The following is a 26,801-nucleotide window of genomic DNA, read 5'->3' as shown; positions in this document are numbered from 1 at the left end:
CTTTTTAATTAATCAATTGCCTTAACCCATTTCTTATTACTTGTAATATAACGACCATCACTTAGATAGAATCGTGTAATTGATCCCTGGGTCACGGTCCTTACAATCTTAAATTTACGTCCTCTAGCAACCCATTTTCCTTTTCCATTAAAGTCTTTAGATGAGTGGATTTGAATTCCCCCACGTTTAGTGACTTTAATCATTTTTACTTTATCACTTGGTTGATAATAAACGTTGTAGAAATGATTTTTTTTAAGGATATAATTACCATCAGCTAATTTATAGAAAGTCTTTCCGTCAACTATAACTTCTCCAACGATCTTAAATACTTTTGCTTCATTTAATTTTGTTGGATTATAGTAGCGAACTCGAGGTCCATTAATGTTTGGTTCTTGATATATTTGAATCCCTTCAGTTGAATAAATGTGTTTTACACCAGCATCTAAAACAACATCAGATGATGAACCCGGAATCTGATTCTCAGAAGCAGAATTAGTTGGAGTTATTGAACCGCTATAGATATAACCGTCATTACCACCATTTGAAATGTAATTCGAACTTGGAATAATGCTATTTGAAGCACTCGATGCATTTGAGCTAGATGATGCATGACTACTATTCGATGATGACGAACTCGAAGCACTTGAACTTGCATGACTACTATTCGATGATGACGAATTTGAAGCACTTGAACTTGCATGACTACCGGAGGAAGCACTTGATGCATTTGAACTAGATGATGCATGACTACTATTTGCCGATGACGAACTTGAAGTACTCGAACTCGTGTGACTATCGGAAGAAGCACTTGATGCATTTGAGCTAGATGATGCATGACTACTATTCGCCGATGACGAACTCGAAGCACTTGAACTAGATGATGCATGACTACTATTCGCCGATGACGAACTTGAAGCACTTGAACTAGATGATGCATGACTACTATTCGCCGATGACGAACTTGAAGCACTTGAACTAGATGATGCATGACTACTATTCGCCGATGACGAACTTGCAGAACCAGAGTTTGAACTATTGCCAGAAGAAGCTGAACTAGATGAATTTGAACTAGCAGCTGAACTAGCAATACTATCATCACCAGCAGCAGTAGAATCAGCAGAAGTTTCTTCACTAATTAATTTAGCATATAGATCACTATTAATCTCTATACCAGCATATACTGATGTCATTGCAGCACTAGCAGATTGAGCAGTGACACTATCCAAACTACCCTTGGAAATATCACCAGATGCTAAATCAAATTTAGCTTGTGCACTAGCACTATTTAAAATGGTTGATAAACTAGCAATGTTAGCAGCCCCACTATTCAACTGATTCTTTGCGTTCACAGCAGCGCTAGCATAACTACTTGCTATTGCACGTTCTTTTTGAGCAGCTGCACTAGCAGAAGCAATAATTGGATTAATTGTAGCAATCAAAGGACTAACATTAGCATTGGAAATAACAGCAAATTTGTTCACATTTGAATTTAATTGAGAACTAAGGGAATTAATAGAATTCATAATACTATTAACCGTTGAAGTAATCATTGCTGCATTGGAATTCCCAGCAGAAGCAGTACTGTCAACTCCAGACATGATGGAATTAGCAACACTAACATTGTCGACAGCAACACTCATTGCTGAAGCTGCAACACTATTGGCAGCACTAGCTCTTTGACTAGCCAATGTTGCTTGACTATCAGCACTGACCGCACTACTTGTCATTGTATCAACAATTTGAGCAGCAGAACTTGCAGCTACTTCCGCAGATTGAACTACATTAGTGTCATTTGCAACTGTTATAGCAAAATTATCACCACTTGTAATTCCATTACGATATGCTAATACAGCTTGACTTGCCATGTTATTAACATTTGTAGCAGTAGATTGAGCAATTGCATTATTGTCATCAACTATTTCTACTGCTGCAGAAGCTTGGGCATGTGCATCATTTGCAACTTGCTCAGCTGAACTAGCAGTTATACTCGTCATATTAACAGTACTCATTGCATTGCTAATTACAGCACTTGCACTAGCTACAACAACATTTTGACTACTATTCAACGCTAAGCTATTAACAATCGTTGCCGCAGATTGAACTAATGAAGTTGAATGCTCAACCAACGCATTCATTACACTAGTTTCCACTTCTGCTCTATCAGCATTGCTCATCGAAGCATTTGCTTGCGAAGCAATGATCATGGCTTGTGAAGCAGCACTATCAGCAGCTTGTTTTTTAGCATTAACACTATCAATTTTAATATTCATTACGATATAAGAAGCAGAAGAAAAGTCACTACTAATCGATGCTTGTTGATTGACAATCATATTATCAATTATCTGGGCTTGACTAGCAGCTTGAACTGCTTGTGAGCCATCTGAACTAGCATTATTCATGGCAAATGATAATTGACTCATCGCTCCATTCAAATCTCTGATTGCGTAACTAGCTTGTTGCATATAAATATCACCAATTGCTTTTTCACCGGCTCGATAAGCATCATTAGCTTCAGTAGTATTTCGATTTGCAATTGAAATTGCTTGATCAGCAAAACTAGCTTGAATATTTGCCAAACTAGCTGATCGATCAGCACGACTTGCAGCATCACTAGCATTATTAGCAACACTAGCTAAACTTCTAGCAGCATTACTAATATTATCAGCTGCACTTTGAGTTGCAATATTCATTGATGATAAAGCAGAATTCGAATAATTATTAGCGAATGAATTTACCATTGCTGTTTGACTAGCGGTTACTGGAATTAAGCTTTGGACTTGACTATTAACGCTATTAGCATAACTAGCAGCTTTATTTGCATCAGTTGCAATTGAATTAACTTCGTTTAAATCATTAGCGACTTGAGCACTCATAACAGCAATGCTGTTAGCTATAGAATTAGCACTATTATTACCATTACTATTTCCAGCTGACGTTAAGCTAGCAGCTAAGTCTTCGTCTTGAATCCCTTGGCTAGCGGCACTAGAAGCAACCTTAGTAGCAGTACTAATATTACTTGAAACTGAACTAGCACTAGCTGATGAAGCAGTTGCACTAGCTAAACTAGTTTGATTAGCAATTGAAGCACTTGCAACAACTGAAGCTGCACTTTGGGCCAAACTAACGTTGTATTGAGCAAGGTCATTTTGAGCATTAGCACTAGCTAAATTAGCCATCGATACATAAGACTTCATTTCAGAAGCAGCAATCGAACCAGTCCGATAATTATCGTTGGCTTCACTAGCTTCCATACTTACCGCCGTCGAAGCCATCACAATTTCTTGTTGAACTTGTTCAACGTATCTCGTAGCATTTGAAGCAATCGTGTATTGACGTTGAGCATCCCGAGCGAGACTTGCTAATACTTCGTCATTCTTTGGATTATCAGCATAGTAACTAGCAACTTGACTAGCCGCAGAGGCAGCGATACTTACATAATCATTAGAAACACTCGCATTCAAACTAGCTTGAATCGAGGAACTAGTTAAGTCTCCGTTCAAACTGTTGATCTGCATAGTTGAAGCTGCATTGGCCTTACTATCAGCAGCAGCACTACTTGCAAGACTATCAATTGAACTACCTGAACTAGCAGGAGTTACAGATGACTTAGCAGCAGAACTAGCGATACTATTAGCCGAACTAGCAATGGAGTTCGCAGCGGAAGCAGCATCGTTAGCAGAACTAGCAATTGAAGCAGCGGAACTAGCTTCACTAGCGTGAGAACTAGCTTGGCTGGCCGCACTCTTAGCCGCTGAAGCAGCGGAACTAGCGATACTAGATTCAGCACTAGCCTTACTTGCTGCACTGGATGCCGTTGAGCTATCACCACTAGAGGCAGCCTTACTTGCCGCACTAGCAGCATTTGAGGCAGCTGAAGCAGCGGAACTGGCGGCAGAAGATGCAGATTTAACACTCGCACTGTCTTGACTAGCCTGACTAGCTGCAGAACTAGCAGCATTCGAAGCCTTTGATGCATCACTAGCAGCAGAACTAGCTTGACTGGCCGCACTCTTAGCCGCTGAAGCAGCAGAACTGGCCGCACTGTTACCAGAGTTAGCTGAGGCCGTTGATGCAGCCTCACTAGCAGCTGAACTAGCGGCATTAGAAGCGCTGGATGCTTCACTAGCAGCAGAACTAGCCATGGAATTAGCACTAGATGCTTCACTATCAGCGGAACTGGCCATGGAACTAGCTGATGAAGTATCATTACTGTTCGATGCAGCAGAACTTGCATCACTATTAGCACTAGATGCCTGACTATCAGCTCCACTAGCAGCACTAGCCATACTCATTGCATTACTAATAACACTCATTTCAGCACTGGCAGCACTTTCGTCAACAACTGCCTTCGATGCCGCATCCTTAGCAACACTCGTAGCAACCGAAGCTGCTACACTTGCATTGGCAGCGGATGGCACAACTGCATTAGCATTTGAAGCATAAGCTGCCGCCCTAGAACTAAAGTCACTGGCAGCTGCAAAATCATGATTACTATTAGCAACAATGGCTTGTGTAGCATATGAACTAGCCATTGCAGCATCTGATTTCACGATTACATTGTAACTATTAACGATTGCTGCAGCAGACTTAGCATGAACTTCAGCTAAGCTAGCAATGTCATTTTGAGATTTGGCATCAGCATTGTAACTACTAATAGCAGCACTAGCATTGCTTAATGACGTTGCGGCACTCTTAACAATATCATTATTAGGATTGTTAGCAACGTAACTATTCATTGAAGCACTATCTTTCGTGGCTTCAGTAGAATCGCTATTAACGACTGTCGCGGCACTCGATGCGATTGAGGCATAACGATTGGCATCTTCAGCACTATTGTTAGCAGAAATCGCATAACTATTGACCGTTGCACTGGCGGCAGAAGCAGCAGAACTAGCAGAGTTAGCGGAACTGTTGTTACCACTATTAGCAGAAGCCGATGAAGCAGCGGAACTAGCAGCACTGTTGGCACTACTGATCATTAAACCAGCAACACTAGCATTCTTCTCGTCATCAATAGCTTGACTAGCCGCACTTTGTGCAATACTTGTCGATCTCTTAATGCTTGCAGCCGCACTAGAAGTCGTTACCGCAGTCGAACTAATTTGAGCAGCTTCACTCGCAGCTTGCGAAATGAACTTAACTCCAGTAACAGCATCCCCAGCAGCATAAGCACTGGATGCTTGTTCAGAGTAATAGCTAACAACCTCATTGCCACTATCTACGACCATACTTGCGTATGAAATAGCATTCACAAGGTTATGAACATTAACATCAGCTCTGGAAGCAATATTATTTTGAACTTGAGCATCACTGTTAGCATGATCAATAATGACCATCGCACTTGAAGCAGCACTAGAAGCACTGGCAATCACAGCATTCGTTGAATCATCATGAGCATAACTATTGATGGTACTGGCAAGTTTACTGTTATAAACGGCGGTGCTTGAGACTACCGTAGCAGCTGAACTTGCAGCACTAGATGCTTGATCAGCAAGGGATGCATCCGCATTGGCAACACTGTAGTCACCTGAAATAGAAGCACTATTAGCACTTGCTTCACTAGCAGCAGAACTTGCAGCCGAGTTACCAGAAGTAGCTTGACTGGCAGCAGAACTTGCAGCCGAGCTAGCGGCACTATTAGCAGAATTAATTTGAACATTGATTGCCGCAGCAGAAAGTTCGTCAGCAATTGCTTGAGCCGCAGCGGAACTAGCAATCGTATTAGCATTAGAAACATTTGCTGATTGAGCCTTGGCATCATTTTCAAGTGATGTCATTGCACTCGCACTAACAATAGCTTGAGTTGCGTAAATACTACCAGCTACGATATTGCCAGTATTATATGCGGAAGTTGCTTGACTAGCTAAAGCATTCACGTTCACAGCCGTACTAGTAGCATCGCTGTTATCTTGAGCAGCCTGAAAAGCTGCATAACTAGCAACAATGTAAGCACTGTTAGCAGAGCTGTTTTGACTTTGTGCATCAGCGTTCAAACTATTAATAGCGATAGCTGCAGAACTAGCAACGCTATTAGCACTATTAACGATGTCATTATTAGCGTTAGCTTGTTTCAATGTGGCAATGGCAGCAGAGTTACTGTTAGCGTTGTTTGCATAACTAGTCGTTACACTGGCAGCGGAACTAGCTGCACTAGCATATTGACTAGCTAACTTAGCGTCAGTAGAAACGGAAGTAGCAACCACTGAAGTAGCACCGGCAATGCTATTAGCAGAGCTGGAAGCCGCACTAGCACTATTAGCACCAGACTTACCAGCTTTCGCAGCACTGGAACCAGCTGTTGAAGCCGATTGAGCAGCACTATTGGCACTGGAAGCGATACTATTAGCAGAATTAGCGTCATTATTAGCACTGGCTGCAGCACTATTAGCGGAACTAGCAATGTTAGCAGCAGCACTGGCAGCGGCACTTTGTTTCTTTGCATCGGCAGCAGCAGAACTAGCAATTGCAGAATCATTGGCAGCAGTACTTGTATCACCCTTAGCAGCGGCACTGGCTGCAGCACTGGATGCTGAATCAGCATTCGCACTATCATTGGCAGCAGCACTATTAGCACTATCGGCCGTGCTAGATGCAGAACTAGCGACATTAGCAGCAGAACTAGCAAGACTTGCCGCACTGGATGCAGCACTATTGGCTGAGCAAGCGATTGCATTGGCACTTTCGGCTGCACTAGCTGCGGAACTCAAAATGGCGTTACTTGGTTGAGCATTAGCAGCACTAATGGCCGCATTGGCAGCAGCGGAAGCAGCCGCATTGTTAGCGTTAGCAGCATCTGCACTGTTGGCAGCAGCACTAGCATTATTGTTAGCAGCATTGGCTTCACTATCAGCTTTACTATTATCATTTGAAGTTCCACTAGCAGCACTGGATGTAACTACACTATCACTGGCAGCATTAGACGCGTTGCTAGTTGCACTCGCAATGTTATTGATAGTAATAATTGTTGAAGCCGCAGAACTTTCATCGGCAATCGCATTAGAAGCAGCACTAGATGCAATCACGGTCGCACTAGCAGTAGTAGATGCTGCAGAACTAGCGATCATACCTGCTCCAGCAGCCACACTGGCATAACTAGTAGCACTTTGGTTGAGTTGATCAGCCTCAGCATAGTTAGATGCACTATTAGCAGAACGGGCTTGACTAGCAAATGTTTGAGCTATCGCAGCGTTAACACTAGCGACAACGCTAGCACTATTAGCCACACTAGCCGTTGCAACTGCCACACTAGCAGCCGTACTTGCCATTGCCTTTTGTGCATTGGCATCTTGACTGTAACTATTAATAGCAGCACTAGCACTGTTGAAGGCACTAACAGCAGCTGCAATGGAAGCATTACCACTGATGTTAGCGACAAAACTACTCATTTTAGCACTTTGAACCGCAGCACTAATAGCGTAACTATTAACAACCCTTGCCGCACTGGAAGCAACATTTGCATCACTAACTGCAGAAGATGCATTCGCACTGGCAACACTAGCAAAGTTAAATGTTGCATTGTTTGCGGAAGTTGCCTTTGAAGCAGCTGAACGAGCTGCACTGGAAGTTGCACTGGAAGCATTGTTAGCAGCATTTGAAGCATCTTTAGCAGCATTGCTAATCGTAATTCCTGACACGTTTGCGGTGTTTTCATCGGCAATGGCTTGAGCTGCAGCAGAACTAGTAATGTTCGTATAACTAATCGTAGCACTAGACGCATTTTCAGCTGTAATCATTGCCGCATTGGCAATGATAGCTGCGGATTGCGCAATTGATAATTGTTGAGAACCAATCGTGGTATCGCCAAACGCATATGCTGAAGCAGCTTGACTGTAAGCACTGTTAGCAATTTGAGCAGCATTAAAGGCAACGCTATTAGCAGATGAAGCGGTACTTACTTGTTCTGAAGCTGCATTGTATGCATTATCAGCAATGTTAGCTTGCTTTTGGGCATCAGAGTTAACGGAATTGATCGTTGCCATTGCACTATTAGCAACACTTGAAGCACTGATCATGGTACTGTCATTAGGGTTAGCACTAAAGTAACTATTGATCATGCTAGTAGTTTGACTGTTAGTAGTAGCAGTGGAATTTACAACACTCGCTGCAGAATCAGCGGCACTATCGTTAGCGGAAGCAGATGATAAGTTAGCGTTAGCTTTACTGTAAGCAACACTGGCTGCATTTGAATCAGCATTGGCACTGGAAGCAGCGGAACTAGCGGAAGCAGATCCACTGGCGTTACTGTTATCAGCACTAGAACCAGCGGCGCTCGCACTCGAAATTACAATGGCCATGAAGCTAATGTTAGTGACATCGGCAGAGGCTTGAGAAGCAGCGGAACTAGCAACACTGGCTAAACTATTGATGGCAATCGCATTGCTACTCATTACAGCAGCAGTTTGAGTTGCTTTGGCAGCCGCTGATTTAGCGTTAGCAGCATATGAATCACCTAATGAATTCTTGCCAGTTGCGTAAGCCACATTCGCTTGACTATCGTTAGCTGAAACTTCGGCAACGCCACTTGTAATTGCAGCACTGTAACTATTATCAGCAGCACTCAACGAATCAGCTTGAATGACTGCCTCATTAGCCACACTAGATTGATGACTAGCATCACTAGAAGCATTATTAACGACCGCCATTGCGGAACTAGCTTGGGCAACAAAACCGGCTAAGGAGTAGTTGCTTGGATTATCAGAAGTTAACGTGTTCAAACTATCAAAGGCAGAGTTAGCTGAGTTAGCAACACTAGATGCTTTAGCAGCATATGAAACGGCAGATTTAGCGTAACTGTGAACTAATTGATCATTAGTGAAGTCAGCCGAAACAACGCTCGTAGCAAGGCTGTTAGCATGACTAGCAGCCTTACTGTTAGCCCCAGAAGCATCACTATTAGAGCTGTCCTTAGCAGCCGCTGAACTAGCAGTACTTGTGGCAGAACTAAGGATGATAGCAGCAGCACTAGCAGCCTTTTCATCAGTAACTGCTTGAGAAGCTGCTTTACTACCAACGACAGTTGTTGAAGATGCAATACTAGATTGACTAGCAGCATCTGCTTGATAGCTTTGCATGTTCTTAACGCCAGCACTAGCTTGATCGTTATAAATATCACCGGTCGTAATATCACCATTGTTGTAAGCACTGATTGCTAAGGAAGCTAATGAATTAATTCCAGAAGCAGCACTAACGGCCATTCTGTTATCTTGATCAGCTTGAGAAGCAGCCGTACTTGCAGTGATATAGGCATCAGAAGCCGTACTCTTTTGAGCTTGAGCGTCTGAATTGTGACTAGCTATTTGCGTAGCAGCACTTGAAGCGACAATGGCAACACTACTGATCACAGCATTACTTGGGTAGTAATCAGCAAAACTAGAAACCACAGCAGCTTGACTGATGGCAGCACTATTATAACCAGAAGTTACGCTAGCAGCTGAACTAGCAACACTAGCATAGTCACTAGCGTTGACGACATTCGTATCAGCAGCCTTTGCTTCTCCGGAAATAACTACCGCAATACTGTTACCAGAGATTGCATTGTTAGAAGCCTGAGAAGCACCGGACTTACTACTATCAGCTGCAGAACTAGCCGTTGAGTTAGCACTTGTGGCAGTTGAAGCAGCGGAACTTGCATTACTATTTTCCTTCGATGCTTGACTCGCTTCGGAGCTAGCAGCACTATTATCGCTTTGTGCAGCACTAGCGGCACTAGCAGCAATTGAACTAGCATTCTTAGCAGCGGAAGCAGCAGAACTAGCGATATTTTCAGCACTAGATGCGTTTGCACTATCACCTTTAGAAGCGGCAGCACTTGCGGCAGAAGCGGCACTGTTGGCAGTTGAACTAGCGACAGAAGCATTTGTGCTAGCGGAACTAGCAGCAGAAGCTTCAGAACTAGCATGATTAGCATGACTAGTTGCTTGACTAGCATGACTGGAAGCTGCATTAGCAGCAGCACTGGCAGCACTGGCAGCACTTTGGGCAGCAGCTGCCGCACTCTTGACAGCATTGTTGTTAGAGTTAGCAGAAGCAATCGAAGCAGCAGAGTTGGCAGCATTGGCAGCAGAGTTAGCGGAACTAGCAGCAGAATTTGCATTCGAGTTTGCATTAGCGGCATGCCCAGTTGCTGAAGAAGCAGCGTTGGCAGCAGTTGAGGTACTACTATTAGCACCGTCAGATGCGGCACTAGCAGCAGAAGCTTCGTTGGCAGCCTTCGATGCATTCGAAGCAGCAGCACTAGCAGCAGAAGCTGAACTAGTTGTACTATCAATGGTGGCATTTAATTCCTTCGCCTTATTTTGATCACTAATGGCTTGGCTAGCAGCAGTTTGAGCAGCTGAAGTTGCACTTGAAGTAGCGTTCGCAGCAGAGCTAGCAACATCAATTTCATTTTGCGTATCGATTGCATATGAAGCAGCAGTTGAATTAAATTGACTAGCTAAACTGTAGTTATGGTTATTATTTGCAATGGCAGCTTGACTAGCATATACACTTGCCATATTGGCAGTCGAACTAGCAGCAACACTGGCACTATCAGCAGCACTAGCAGCGGAACTAGCAACGACGTAATCAGAACTAGCGGCAACACTTTGCTCATTAGCATCGTTATTAACACTACTCAAGGCTGCACTGGCAGTATTAAAGGCACTGGCAGCACTGCTAATAACCGCATTGCTACTGTCTTGACTAGCGAAGCTACTCATTAAGCTGCTTTGTTGATCAGCATGAGCAACGTAACTATTAACGATCGTTGCAGCTGAACTAGCTTGACTATTAGCAATGGAAGCAGCTTTTGCATTTGCATCAGCAGCTTTATCATAGCTATTAACAGTAGCGTTTGCACTAGAAGCAGTTGACTTAGCAGCACTAGCGGAGCTAGCGGCACTGTTATTAGCACTACTATTGGCACTGGCTGCAGAACTAGCCGCACTGGCAATGGAAAGTGCTGCAACACTAGCAGTCTTTTCATCTTCGATCGCACGTTGCGCAGCACTTTGAGCTGAAATGGTAGTGTCTTCGGCATTACTTGCTAACGTACTGGTGATTGAAGCAGTAACACTGGCACTCTTAGCAAATGATTGAGCTTCACTCGTGTAGGTGGAACCAGCAATCAAGTTTCCAGCAGCATAGGCACTATAAGCAGCGACGTAATAACTGTTAGCAGAACTGATTGCGTTTGTAAGAGCGACACTGGCAGCAGAAATTGTATTAAATGCGGAGTGAACTAATGTATAAGCACTAATAGCGATGACGCTTTGAACTTGAGCATCAGCATTCGCACTATTGATCGTTTGCATTGCAGTTGAAGCAGCAACTGAAGCATCCTTGAAGACCATGTTATTAGAATCAGCGTTGTAGTAACTGTTGATTGCGTTAGCGATACTGTTGTTAACAGTGGCGGTGTTACTTACGACATTTGCAGCGGAACTGGCTTGACTAGCAGCAATCGAAGCAGCTTGGTCATCCCCACTGGCAGCGTTGTAATTAACGTTGATTGCCGAACTAGCCACACTGGTTGTACTGGATGCCGAACTAGCAGAGTTAGAACCACTAGTTGCACTAGATGCATTATTATTAGCAGCATTAGATGCACTACTCATGACACTAGCCTGAACACTAATGTTATGGATGTCAGCAGCAGCATTAGAAGCGGCCACACTGGCGATTTGAGTATTACTTTGAATTGTAGCATTATTTTGAACTAAAGTATTTGCAGCAGCACTAGCTTGAGACACAGCATTCCGTGCTTGGGCAGCATAACTATCCCCAGCAGATCTATCACGGTTACTGTAAGCAGCATTAGCTAAACTATCAAAGTTAGCAACTTGACTAGATGCAGTCGCAACACTATTCATTAAGCTGTTCGTGTTAGCGTTGATACTATTAGCATTCGAAGCAGCACTATTAGCAACGCTGGATTGAACATTAGCATCAATAGCATAACTATTAACCGCACTATTAGCAGAACTAGCAATGATAGCATAACTAGTGAGCGCCGAATTGGAGTTTTGCGTAGCTAAGCTTTGAACGGCATTATTTTCAGATGATACCGTCATGGAAATGATATTGGCTTCGTTCGCATAACTCGTGGTTGCTGAAGCATATGAATTAACAGCACTAACATTCGTAGCAATTCCAGTAGCAGCACTGTTAGCAATACTATTAGTATCATTGGCAGCACTATTGTTAGCACTGGAAGCTGCAGAACTTGAGGCACTAGAGTTCTTACTTGCTTCACTAGCAGCAGAACTTGCTGCGTTACTTGCAGAACTAATTACTAAAATGTATGAACTAGCACCACTTTCATCGGCAATGGCTTGAGAAGCAGCAGAGCTGGCGATGTTCGTTTGTGATTGAGCAACCGCAGATTGAGCCTTCGCATCGTTCTCATATTGAACTAAGCTAGCTGCCATGCTGGTAGCTTGTGAGTTCAAGAGACTACCATTAACAGCATTGCCAGCAGCAAAGTAGCTATTAGCTTGGGAAGCAATGTTATTAATGTCCTTAGCACCTTGACTAGCAGATTGATTATCTTGATCAGCCTTGATCGATGCTACAACTGCAGTAGAAGCAGCTGAAGATGCAATCGTGGATTGATTTTGAGCATCCGCATTTAAACTATTGATCTTAGCAGCCGCACTAACGGCATCGTTCTTCGCACTTTGAACGGTTGCATCAGCTAAGTTATCGATTGCTAATGAATTAATCATTGAAGCTTGAGTAGAAGCTGTATTGTTATATGAACTAGTAACGATAGTAGCGGAACTAGCGATTTTAGCATCAACAATTGCTAATGAAGCATTCGCAGTCGTAGATGTGGCAATCACCGTTGTTGCAGAAGCAATGCTATTAGCGGAACTAGAAGCTGCTGAAGCACTACCACTTCCAGCAGTTGAATTAATTGCGGCATTCGAACCAGCAGAGGCAGCAGAACTAGCAATGCTATTAGCGGAATTGGCAGCACTATTATCTTTGCTTGCCCGACTATCAGCAGAACTAACGACAATCGCATTGCTTTGAGCGGCACTAGCAGCGCTAGCAGCCTTTGAACTATTAATGATAGCTTGACTAGCTGCAGATGAAGCAATTGAAGCAGCGGATGAGGCAGCAGAACTATCGCCGTTTTGAGCAGCCTTACTTGCCTCGCTAGCGGCACTTGATGCCGTTGAATTATCATCATTAGCCGCACTATTAGCAGCACTTGCTGTACTGTTATCATCACTAGCTTGACTAGCAGCCTTACTTGCTGTTGCAGAATCACTTTGGGCTGCACTATTAGCGGAACTAGCAATTGATGCCGCAGATGATGCGGTCGAAGCAGCAGATGAGACAGCGGAATTATTCGAGTTAGCAGAGGCGGTTGAAGCAGCATCGCTAGCCGCCTTGCTGGCTGCACTATTTGCAGCACTGGCAGATCTGGCATTGGCAGAAGCATCACTATTAGCGGAACTAGCAATACTGTTGGCAGAACTAGCAGTAGAAGTGGAACTAGATGCCTCACTAGTAGCACTTGATGCAATTGATGAAGCATTAGATGCATTCGATGCATCACTAGCCGCACTATTAGCATTATTAGCATCAGAACTTGCAGAATTGATCACAACAACTTGTGCATTCGCAGCACTTTCATCACTATCAGCCTTTGCAGCTGCACTAGATGCGATTTGGGTCGCAACACTAGCAGTTGTTGAAGCAGCATTTGCAGAATCGACCGTTGAAGCAACGATAGCAGCGTAACTAACAGCACTCTTGTTAAGATCACTAGCTAATGCATAGCTACCATTACTATTAGCGGAAGCAGCTTGTGAAGCAAAGACACTAGCCATATTAGCATTCATTGCAGCATTGGCATTAATACTATTAACGACGTTGGCAGCACTAGATGCAATCATAGCTTGAGCACTCGCAATTTGATGTTGAGCTTGAGCATCTGATGCTAGGCTGTTAATCGCTGCACTAGCACTATTGATAGTGGTGCTAGCACTTTGAAGCGTCGCATTGTTTGGATGAGCGGAGTTGAATGCACTTACTTGAGCACTTGCTCTATCTGCATCAGCTGAATCACTGGCAACCACGGCAGCAGCACTACTTGCGATGGATGCGAATCGAGCAGCATCACTAGCAGATTGAATTGTAGCTCCAGCATAACTCCCAATCGAAGCACTAGCGGAAGCAGCATTGCTACTTGCAGAACTAGTAGCACTACTGTTAGTAGCACTGGATGCGGAAGCGGCACTAGAAGCTGCAGAACTAGCCGCACTGGATGCAGAACTAGCATTGCTATTAGCATTGCTGATCACGATCACAGCATTACTTGCTACTTTTTCATCAACAGTAGCTTGGCTAGCGGCACTAGAAGCAACACTGGTCAATGAAACGACGGCATTCGATGCGTTCGCTGCATTTTGCACAGCGAAACTAGCAACGTTAGCGGCACTAATGGCAACTGAAGTTGCGATGCTTCCATCGTTATTATCACCCTTAGCATAAGCACTAACGGCATCTTGGTAAGCCTTATTAGCAGCACTCGTGGCATTGGCAGCAACGTCATTCGCACTAGCAACCGCACTTGCTTGTTGAGAAGCATTAGCGTAAGCATTAGCGGCCGCATTCTTTTGAATTTGGGCATCACTGTTAGCACTATCCATAACGGCCTTCGCACTGTTAGCGGTACTCAATGCACTATTAATGGCACTGTTACCAGCATTTTGACTAGCGTAACTGTTGATCGTATTAATAACGGCACTCATTGAGTTCGCATTGTTATTAACGACTACGGCAGCGGAACTTGCGGTACTATTGTAATCAGAAACAACTGATAAGTTCGTAGTGGCTCCACTATACGTCAAACTAGTTACACTGGCAGCAGAACTAGCAGCATTAGATGCACTATTAGCTGAACTACTACCATTATTAGCATCTGAAGCCGTACTTGAAGCTGCGGAACTATTACTGTTAATTTCACTAGCTTGTAAGCTAATCGTATTAATATCGTTAGAAGCTTGAAAAGCAGCAGAACTAGCAACACTTACTAATAATTGAATATTAGTGGCATCACTGAACATTTGGGTAGCTGTAGCACTAGCACTTTGAGCGTAAGCCTTAGCACTAGCAGCGGCAGCATCCCCACTCGTAACATTCCCCGCATTGTAGTAAGAGTTAGCAACATTATCATAACTAGTTACTAAAGCTGCATAACTTGATACAGCAGTGGACCCAGCAACATCAGCACTACTTAATGCATCAGCTTGAGTAACTGCTGAGTTAGCAAGACTAGATTGTTTCATGGCGTCATTAGCAGCAGAGCTGATCAATGACAATGCGACACTAGCAGCAGAAGCATATCTTGATAATTCGGTATTGCTTGGATAAGTTGAAGCAATACTGTTCAACTTCCCATCAGCAACGATGGCACTTGCCGCGTTGGAAGATGCAATCGTAGCGTAACTAATGGTATCACTAGCATAACTGTGAACCAAGTCATCGTTATTAGTATTAGCACTAACAACGCTATTGGCAACGTTACCAGCATGACTAGCGGCACTACTGTTAGCAGAGGTTCCAGAAGCATTCGCACTAGCAGATTTAGCAGTATTAGAAGCACTGGCACTTGCTGCAGCTAATGAAACTTCAACTTCAGACGCGGAATTCATATCGGCAACCGCCTTAGAAGCTGCAACACTAGCGGTGGTGGTAGCAGTAGCTGCCGTACTAGATTGAGCATTCGCATCTTTTTCATAGTTAACAATGTTATCAGCGATGACCTTAGCTTGTGTATTGAAGTTGTCACCACTAGAAATGTTTCCAGTTTCGTAAGCACTGGAAGCTTCACTAGCTAAGCTATTCGCAATCGAAGCTCCAGATGACGCAAAGGCATTGTCTTGATCTGCCTTAGCAGCAGCAATACTTGCGACAATGTAAGCAGTGGCAGCAGTACTGCTTTGAACTTGGGCATCACTGTAATAACTATTAATGGCACTGGCAGCAGATGAAGCAACTGCGTTAGCACTTGATATCACTTCATTGGAACTGTATTCGCTAGCGTAGCTTGAAATGTTCATTGATTGAACGAAGGCTTGACTGTTGAAGCCAGCAATGACACTCGTAGCTGAACTAGCGACTTTGGCATCTGAACTAGCGGAACTAGCATTAACATCAACCGAAGTAGCTTCGTGACTAATAACGGTAGCCTTACTGTTGGCACTGGAAGCAATTGAACTGGCACTATCAGAACCATTGGATCCGGCATTAGCAGCGGATGAAGCCGCATTCGAAGCGGAACTAGCGGCACTGTTAGCAGAACTAGCAGTACTATTAGCGTTTGAAGCATCACTAGCAGCCGAACTAGCAGCACTAGCATGACTCTTTGCAGCACTAGTGGCACTAGATGCAGCAGCACTAGCGGACTTAGCAGCACTGGCAGCGGAACTAGCTTGACTAGCGGCGCTGGATGCGGTTGAACTATCACCATTGGAAGCGGCAGAACTGGCAGCACTGGCAGCACTCGAAGCGGTACTGTTATCAGCACTAGCAGAAGCAGCGGCACTAGATGCAGCAGCACTAGCGGAAGCAGCAGCGCTGGATTCAGCACCGGCTTTGCTTGAGTCAACAGCTGCTTTACTTGCAGCAGCACTAGCGGCACTGGCAGCGGAACTAGCTTGACTAGCAGCACTGGAGGCAGCTGGGTTAGCAGAAGCATGAGAAGCAGCGGACTTAGCAGCTGCGGAAGCACTAGCAGCTGCGGAAGCAGCACTTGAAGCAGCACTATTAGTAGCTGTGGATGCTGAAGTAGCCGCACTATTGGCGGAACTAGCAGCTGAATTATCACTTTGAGCTCCACTATTGACACTTGAAGCATCTGATGCAGCACTGGATGCCTTGCTTGCATCACTTGCAGCACCTGAAGCAGCACTTGCTGAGTTGACCGTGTTACTGATCAAGATGCTTAAAGCACTGGCCTTAGCACGATCACTGTTGGCAACAGAAGATGCACTTTGGGCCACAGAAGTTTCGATTGCTACACTTGCAGCAACGGAACTAGTCGTTGCAATCAACTTATTGGCAGCATCTGCATAGCTAGCCGCATTAACGTTAAAGGAACTAGCTTGAGCATAGTTACCATTAGCATTTTCAGATTCAGCTTGAGAAGCATAGAAGCTTGCCATGTTTGCATCTGAAATAGCAACGAAATTATCGCTGTTGACCACACTAGTAGCGGAACTGGTAAGTTGATAGGCAGCTTGGGCAGCGGAATTAGCACTTTGGATATTGGTATTGATATCGTTCAAGGCGTTGCTTGCACTAGTAAAGGAACTAGCAACACTTGAGATCAAACTATTATTAGGATTTTGGGCAACATAGTTACTCATTTGAGCACTTAATGTCGTTGCTGTAGCAGAGTAGCCATTAACGACGTTCGCATCTGAGTTTGCAACACTAGCGGCTTCACTAGCAATCTTGTCGTCGGTATTGGCACTATTAGCGATACTGATTGTTGCTGATGCGGCACTGGATGCATTAGCTGAAGCAGAACTTGCGGCACTAGAGTTATTGTTACCTGATCCAGCAGCACTCGCAGCGGAACTAGCCGCACTATTGGCAGAAGTTGCTGTACTACTATCGACAGTGGCAGCACTATTAGCTGAACTAGCAATTGCAGCAGCACTGGATGCATCGGCAGCTGCCTTAGAAGCAGCGATACTTGCTGATTCAGCATTAGCAGCAGCAGCACTAGCAGCACTGGCAGCAATAGATGCAGTTGAGCTATCACCTTGGGCAGCAGCGGAGCTAGCAATTGATGCTTGACTAGATGCAATCGCGTTGGCAGCACTAGCGATCGATGTTTGACCAGAAGCAATCGCGTTATCTGATGATGCTTTCGTAGAAGCAGCGGAGGCTTCACTAACATAACTTTGAGCATCACTAGCGGCACTAGATGCCGTGGATGCAGCACTCTTAGCAGTCGAAGCAGCACTACTCAAGGCTGAATTATTAGCGTTAGCACTAGCCGCACTAACCGCAGCGGAAGCAATCTTAGCAGCGGCACTTGCATTATTGTTAGCATTGGAAGCTACATTCTTAGCAGCGCTATTGTTGGTTGAAGCAGCATCGTTAGCACTGGATGCAATTGATGATGAACTATGAGCTCCACTATTAGCACTCGAAGCAGCATTCGAAGCAGCGGAAGCTAAGGCACTGTTGATAGCAATCGAAGCAGAAGCAACGATGCTTTCATCAGTAATGGCCCTTGAGGCTGCGGTGCTGGCAACGTTTACTAAACTATGGGTCGCAGAAGCGTTATTAGATGCGATAGTTGCGTTAGAACTAGCAACGATTACTAAGGAATTAGCAATACTGTTGAAGGCATCCCCGGACTTAGTATTTCCAGCAGCATAGTAACTAGCAGCGGTACTGTAATCGCCGTTAGCAGTTGAAGCGGCGTTTGAAGCAGCCATGTTAGCACTTGAAGCAACGGCATAAGCACTGGCAACCGCAGAGCTGGCACTCGAAGCAATACTACTTTGCAAGTTGGCATCGAAACTATTTACGTTGATCGTGTTCATGGCGCTATTAGCAACACTGTTAGCACTCTTGAAAGTAGCGTTATTAGTATCGATAGCGTAGATGCTATTAACTTCACTAGCAACTTGACTAGCATTAGTAGCTTCATCACTAATTGCAACGGAAGCGGAATGAGCTTCAGATGAGTACTTCGTAGCATTACTACTATCAGTAGAAACCCCACTGAAGGCAACTGAAGCAGCACTCGCAGCAGAGCTTGGGCTACTAGAATTACTACTACTATTGTTAGAAGCCGCACTTGAAGCAACGGAACTAGCTGAACTTGTAACACTAGCTTGGAAACTAATGGTTTGAACATCCTTGGATGCTTGAACCGCAGCCGCACTAGCGACACTGTTGTAACCAATAATGGCCGCACTTTGGGCAGCTAAGCTAATAACAGCATTACTTGCATCACTAGCCGCACTAGCGGCACTAGCAGCAATCATACTACCAGCCATGGAACTTCCTTGTTCGTAATACGAGTTAGCTTCACTAATGTAAGTAGCAGCGTTACTAGAATCAGCGGAAATTTGAGCGGCAAGACTAGTAGCAAGACTGTTATCACTATTAGCAGATGATAATGCTGCATTGGCGATCGAGCTTTGAACTTGCGCATCAGCATTCGCAGAGATGATCAAGTTGATTGCTTGACTAGCAATGTTCGCATAACTAGCTAATGATGGGTTCGTCTTATTCGCATTCGCAAGACTGGTCAAATTACTGTAAGCTTGTTGAGCTGATGCCGTATTGGTTGCAGCTTGAGCAGCGTAACTATTTGTACTATTAACATAGGCACTGATTGATCCCATGTTAGCATTAATGCCACTATTAATATTAATTGCAGCTGAATTAGCAGAACTAGCGGCACTACTATTAGCACTAGCGGACTTACTGTTAGCACTGGCGGAACTAGCTGCAGAAGCGGCAGAACTAGCGGCAGAATTTACGACTACAAGTTGAACAGAAGCACTCTTAACATCCTTTTGTGCTTGCATGGCAGCTGATTGAGCTGACGTCGTCAACTTAGCAAAGATTGATGATTGAGCACTAGCATCACTATCATAATGAGCACTTTGCATACTGTCGTTCGCACTAACGGCTTGAGAATAGAAGACGCTTCCGGCAATCTCATTGCCTTGGTTATAAGCATTACTACCTTGAGCAACTAAACTATCGATCGTTTGAACTGCAGCGCTGGCATTGATACTATCTTGACTAGCCTTATTGTATGCCGATTGTGCAGCACTGTAAGCACTAGCAGCAATGCTCGATTGAACTTGGGCATCCGCATTGTAACTGGATACTAATGTGTTAGCACTTTGAGCAACAGAGTTGGCCCTGGCCACAGCACTATTTTGTTGATTAGCACTAGCGATACTGGCAGCAATTGATGCTTGAGTCGTAGCAGAAGCACTATAATCAAGCGTGGTATTGGCAGCAGAGTTAGCAATACTATTAGCACGACTAACTGGAGCAATATCCATTGAAGCAAATGCATCAGAAGTGGCATTAGCGACTGAACTTCCAGCAGCGGAAGCGGAGCTGGCTGAACCGGAATTAGCACTATTGGCATTGGCAGCACTGGTAGCGGCACTATTAGCAGATGAAGCGGCACTATTAGCACTGGCGGCATTCTTACTATCAGCACTAGCAGCATTATTAGCTGAACTAGCAAGCGATGCTTGGTTTGCCCCATCGTTAGCAGCTGTAGAAGCAGCGATTGAAGCAGATTGCGCAACGGAAGCGGCGATGCTGGCTGCAGAAGCGGCACTGGCGGCAATAGAACTGTTGCCCGCAATGGCAGCAGAACTAGCAATCTTATTAGCGTTATTAGCAGCGGTGTTTGCTGAACTAGCAAGCGATGCTTCACTTGAAACAACAACATCATCACTAGCAGCCTTGCTAGAAGCACTTGAAGCCTCGTTAGCATGACTTTGAGCAGCACTAGCGGCACTGGCTGCAGTAGAAGCCGCATTCTTGGCCACACTGGCAGCGGAACTAACGGCTGCGTTACTTGGATTTGCACTTGCTGTATTAGCAGCACTTGCAGCGGCGTTAGATGCTGAGATGGCTGCATTATTAGCAGAACTAGCAGTTGAGTTCGCAGCGTTGGTATTTGCACTAGCGTCATTAGCATTATTAGCAGCGTTAGAATTAGAATTTTGAGCACCACTATTAGCCATTGAAGCAGCTTCGTTCGCAGCGGATGCTAAAGCACTGTTGATTGCGATAGATGCAGAAGTGACCGCACTTTCGTCACTGATAGCTTGAGCAGCAGCGGAACTACCAAGACTTGCATAACTATGGACGTCATTAGCCTTAGTTGAAGCAATCGCAGCTTGAGCACTGGCACTATTAACTAGTTGATCAGCATTTGATGCGGTTGCATCCCCAGCTGAAGTGTTCCCAGCAGCATAGTAACTAGCGGCGGTACTGTAATCATTGTTAGCACTAGCGACATCGCTAGCGGCGATACTATTAGCGATTGAAACATCAGTTGCTACTGATGAAATGGCTTGACTAGCACTGGCGGCAACACTACTTTGTTTGCTGGCATCGTAACTATTGATATTAATGATATTAACGGCACTATTAGCAACTGCGTTGGCACTCTTAATAAGCGCATCACTAGTGTTATTAGCGTAAAAGCTATTAACTTGCGATGCGATTGAAGTTGCACTAGTTGCTTCTTGACTAACGGCAGTCGAAGCGGAGTTAGCTTCTGATGAATACTTAGCAGCGTTATTACTATCGATAACGACGCCACTGTAAACGGCAGAAGCAACACTAGCTGCAGAGTTGGCAGAACTAGCACCACTACCACCATGATTAGAAGCAGTACTGGAAGCAGCAGAACTAGCAGAAGCAGTTACACTTGCTTGAAGACTAATAGTTTGAACGTCTTTAGATGCTTGAAGAGCAGCAGAACTAGCTGTCTTAGTATCTTCAGCGATTGCGGAACTCTTAATTGCTAAATTGGAAACGGCTGTACTAGCATCCTTAGCAGCACTGGCAGCGGAACTTGCCATTGCAGCCCCAGAACTAAAGTTTCCATCATCATAGTATGAGTTAGCTTGGTCATCGTAATTCTTAACGTTGTTCGAATCGGTCGTAACTTGCGTGGCAAGACTCATAGCAAGACTGTTATCACTATTAGCTGAAGCTAACGCGGCATTGGCAATCGAGCTTTGACTTTGGGCATCACTATTAGCTGAGTTCACTAAGCTCATTGCTTGACTAGCGAGGTTAGCATAGCTAGCCAGAGATGCATTGGCTTTATTATTATTGGCTAAACTAGTTAAACTAGCGTAAGCACTGTCAGCCGCAAGCGTATCGTTAGATGCTTGAACTGCGTAGCTATCAGCAGATTTAACGTAAGCACTGATTGATCCCATATTAGCATCGATTCCAGCAGAAACGCTGTTAGCAGCAGAAGCCGCAGATTGGGCGGCACTACTGTTTGCACTTGCAGAACCACTATTAGCACTGGCTGCACTAGCAGCACTAGCAGCGGCACTAGTATCAGAAGTAACACTGTCTAAGGCGATCTTAGCATTCGAAGCATCGATCGATGCTTGACTAGCGGCTGATTGAGCCACACTACTCAAGGTACTGAACGTATTGGATTGAGCATCTGCATCACTATCGTATTGAGCATTTTTCATGCTGGTTGCCGCACTGGCAGCTTGAGAGTAGAAGACGCTTCCGGCGATCATGTTCCCTTGATCGTAAGCATTACTACCTTCACTGATGAAGTTATTGATCGTTTGCGTTCCTAAAATAGCGTTCTTACTATCTTGACTAGCTTGAGCATATGCACTTTGAGCAGCACTGTAGGCACTGGAAGCCTTAATGGATTGAATTTGAGCATCACTGTTATAACTAGATAATAATGAAGCTACACTAGAGGCAGCCTTAGCGGCATTAGTAACCGCACTATTAGTATAGTTAGCTGTTGCGATACTGGAAGCAATCGATGATTGAACAGTTGCAGAATCATTGTAACTAGCAGTTTCACTTGCAAAGTAACTAGCAGATTCGTTGTTAGCACTAACTGGTCTCAAGTCCATTGAAGCAAATGCGTTTGATGTCGCACTTGAAATGGCTGCTCCAGAACTAGCAGCTGAACTAGCTGAACTGGCATTCTTACTATTTGCATTCGCAGCACTGGAAGCTGCACTATTAGCGGAACTAGCATTAGAGTTAGCGGATTGAGCAGTACTGTTAGCGGAACTAGCAGCGTTATTAGCTGCACTTGCGATAGATGCTTGATCAGCTCCATCTTCAGCAGCTTTAGAAGCAACAATACTTGCTGATTGGGCGATAGAAGCATCATTGCTTGCCGTAGAAGCAGCCATTGAAGCAGTCGTTGAGTCACCCTTTGAAGTTGCAATGCTTGTAATTGCATTTTGAGAAGCAGCATTAGCAGCAGCCACACTAGCAACATCAGCAGCACTAGATGCAACGCTACTATCAGTGTGAGCTTTAGTATCAGCACTAGCGGCTTGACTAGCAAGACTTTGGGCTGCAATGGCAGCTGAACTAGCAACTGCTGCATTGCTCTTAGCGACAACAGCAGCTGAACTAACGGCCGAGTTACTTGGGTTTGCACTAGCAAGACTAGTGGTTGCGGAAGCTTCACTAGCAGCAAATGATGCAGCTATACTTGCGGAAGAAGCCATTGAGTTAGCTTCGTTAGCGTCGGCGTTAGCATTGCTTGAGTTAGTATCTGCTTTAGAAGTTGAACTTTGGGCCCCACTGTTAGCAACGGAAGCGGTTTGGGTCGTAGCGGATGCTAATGCACTGTTAATGGCGATCGATGCGGAAGTGACAGCACTTTCATCGCTAATAGCTTGAGAAGCCGCACTACTTCCTACTGTAGTTAAACTAGTGATAGTTTGAGCTGATGCAGAAGCATTTGCCGCTTCAACACTAGCGCTGTTGACTAACTTATCAGCAGCTGCAGCCATTTGATCTCCGGCGGCAGTGTCCCCCTTAGCGTAATATGTCGCTGCATCACTATAATCACTATTAGCAGCACTTACTAAACTATCGGCAACGCTATTAGCATTAGAGACATTAGCAACTGCGTTGGAAACTGCAACACTAGCACTAGATGCGATGGTACTCTGTTGTCCGGCATCATAACTCTTAACATTGATAGTGCTGATTGCACTATTAACAACACCATTAGCACTTTGGACGATTGAATCCTGGGTGTTAGTAGCGTAGATACTATTTACTTCTGAAGCAATCGATGTGGCGTTAGTTGCTTCTTGGCTAACGGCCGTTGAAGCGGAATGCGCTTCAGATGAGTATTCAGTGGCTTTCCCACTATTGACTTTTGCTCCGCTAAACGCAGCAGAAGCAATACTCTTGGTGGAACTAGCGGAGTTGGCCCCACTTCCACCATTGTTGGAAGCTGTACTTGAGGCAGCAGAACTAGCGGAATTGGTAACGCTAGCTTGAATACTGATTGTTTGAACATCCTTAGATGCCTGAAGAGCAGCAGAACTAGCCACATTAGTGTAACTAGCGATGGCTGAACTATTGTGGATCAAAATATCTGCAGCAGAACTAGCTTCTCCAGCAATTTGAGCAGCTAAACTTGCATATTCTTGACCAGAAGCTGAATTACCATTATTGAAGAATGAATTAGCAATACTATCGTTCAATGAAACGCTGCTGGAATCAGCCGAGATGTCTCCAGATAACGTGGTTGCTTCGCTGTCAGCACTGTTAGCAGCAGATAATGCAGAATTAGCGATTGAGCTTTGGCTTTGGGCATCTTGGTTAGCTGAATCTACTAATGACATTGCTTGACTAGCTAAGTTAGCATAACTAGCTAAGGAAGCGTTGCCCTTATTATTATTAACTAAACTAGTCAAACTGTTGTATTGGATAGTTGCGGAACTAGTGTTTTGTGATGCTTGAACCGCGTAGCTATCAGTAGACTTAACATAGGCACTGATTGAACCCATATCAGTTTTAACCCCAGAGGCTACAGAATTTGCAACTGATTTAGCAGAGGTAGTTGCACTGCTCCGGGCACTGGCAGAGCCACTGTTATTATTAGCAGAACTGGCTGCACTAGCAGCGGAACTAGCATCTGAAGTGGCACTAGCTAAAGCAATCTTAGCGTTCGCAGCATCAATAGATGCTTGCGTAGCAGCTGATTGGGCTGATGTAGTCAAGCTCTTTAAGGCATTTGATTGAGCTTGGGCATCCCCATCGTAGTTGGCACTCTTCATACTATCAGCGGCACTAACTGCTTGTGAGTAGAAGACGCTTCCCGCAATTGTATTTCCTTGGGCATAAGCGGTACTACCAGCAGCATTCAAACTATTGATAGTAATGACACCGGCACTCGCATTCTTGCTGTCTTGATTGGCAAGTGCATATGCAGATTGAGCAGCGATGTAATCATTAGATGCAATTACTGATTGGTTTTGAGCATCGGAATTATAACTAGATACCGCTTTAACGGCACTCTTGACGGCACTATTAGCAGTAGAAACTGCATTGTTACTGCTATTAGCAGCTGCGATGCTAGCCGCTATGATTGCTTGAGCTTCAGCTGAATTATTGTAACTAGCGGTTTCACTAGCAAAGAAACTAGCGGAACTATTGGCAACACTAACTGGCTTCAAGTCCATTGAACTGAATGCTGCAGAGGCACCACTTGCAATGGCAGCTCCAGAGTTTGCAGCGGAACTAGCAGAACCAGAATTCTTACTGTTGGCACTTGCGGCGCTGGAAGCATCACTATTGGCCGAAATTGCAGTACTATTGGCAGAGCTGGCTTGACTATTAGCTGAGCTAACAGCGCTGTTGGCAGAACTAGCAATCGATGCTTGACTAGAACCATCCGCAGCAGCTGATGAAGCAGCCTTACTTGCTGATTCAGCAGCGGAAGCAGCGGAACTAGCAATCGATGCTTGACTAGAAGCCGCAGAACGATCGCCTTGTTTAGCAGCAGAACTGGCAGCACTGTTAGCAGCTGATGCTGCAGCAGCGGCGGAACTAGCGATTGAAGCTTGATCAGAAGCCGTCTTATGGTCAGCATCCACCTTACTAGATGCAGCAGAAGCTTCACTGGCGTGACTTTGAGCATCACTAGCCGCAGAAATAGCAGTATTAGCTGCACTCTTAGCCGTGGAAGCTGCAGACTTAACTGCGGAATTACTTGGATTAGCACTGGCTTCACTATCAGCAGCTGATGCCACTGCAGAAGCATATTTAGTAGTGTTCGAAGCATCGCTAGCAGTGGAATTAGCACTCGTAGCCGCAGACTTAGCAGCATTTGAAGCACTGGATGCCATCGATGATGAATTTTGAGCTCCACTATTAGCATTCGAAGCAGCTTGATCAGCCACAGAAGCTAACACACTATTGATAGTAATTGATGCGGAAGTTACCGAACTTTCATCACTAATAGCTTGAGCAGCAGCGGAACTAGCAACTGCAACGAAACTATGGGTCGCAACCGCATTGTTTGAAGCAATCGCTGCTTCAACGCTAGCACTATTGACTAATCGATCAGCAGCCGATACCGTTGCACTGGCAGCTTGCGTATTACCTGTTGCATAGTAACTAGCAGCAATGGCATATTGACTATTGGCACTGGAAATATCGTTAGAAGCCGCAATATTGGCATTATTTACATTAGCGTAAGCACTAGCAACTGCCACGCTGGCGCTAGAGGCAATTGTACTTTGTTGGTCTGCATCGTAACTCTTGATATTGATGGTGTTCATTGCACTATTAGCAATACTATTTGCACTTTGGAAGACCTGATCACTTGTGTTAGTAGCATAAATACTGTTAACTTCACTGGCAACATTGGATGCGGAGATTGCTTCGCCACTAACTGCCTTAGAAGCAGAATTAGCTTCAGATGAGTACTTGGTAGCATTACTACTATCCGTCGTTGCGGAAGTTACGGCTGCAGAAGCCGTACTAGTAGCGGAACTAGCAGTACTACCACCATTACTGGAAGAAGCACTCTTGGCCGCAGAACTGGCAGAATTAACGACACTAGCTTGAAGACTAATGGTCTTTACATCATTAGAAGCTTGTGAAGCTGCAGAACTGGCGATATTAGTATCATTTACGATTGCATCGCTCTTAGCACTCAAAGACTTAACCGCATCACTAGCATTCTTAACTGCAGCAGTTGCTGAAGCGTTCATTGCTGCTCCGCCAGCCATGTTCCCAGCAGCAAAGTCTGAGTTAGCTTC

At 44.6% G+C, this 26,801-nt stretch carries 1 protein-coding gene (running past one end of the window); it reads right to left on the bottom strand.

Annotated elements, in window-relative coordinates; translation table 11 throughout:
- Window positions 1-8 precede the first annotated feature (8 nt).
- Window positions 9-26,801: the 3' portion of a DUF5776 domain-containing protein gene (locus AC3B6G_RS08245; RefSeq protein WP_489849938.1), read on the bottom strand. It continues 15,069 nt past the right edge of the window; the window shows 26,793 of its 41,862 coding nt (coding positions 15,070-41,862); its start codon lies off the right edge, out of view; the stop codon is at window positions 9-11.

This window comes from Nicoliella sp. ESL1149 (assembly GCF_058107265.1).
This window is presented reverse-complemented; position numbering and strand designations above follow the sequence as displayed.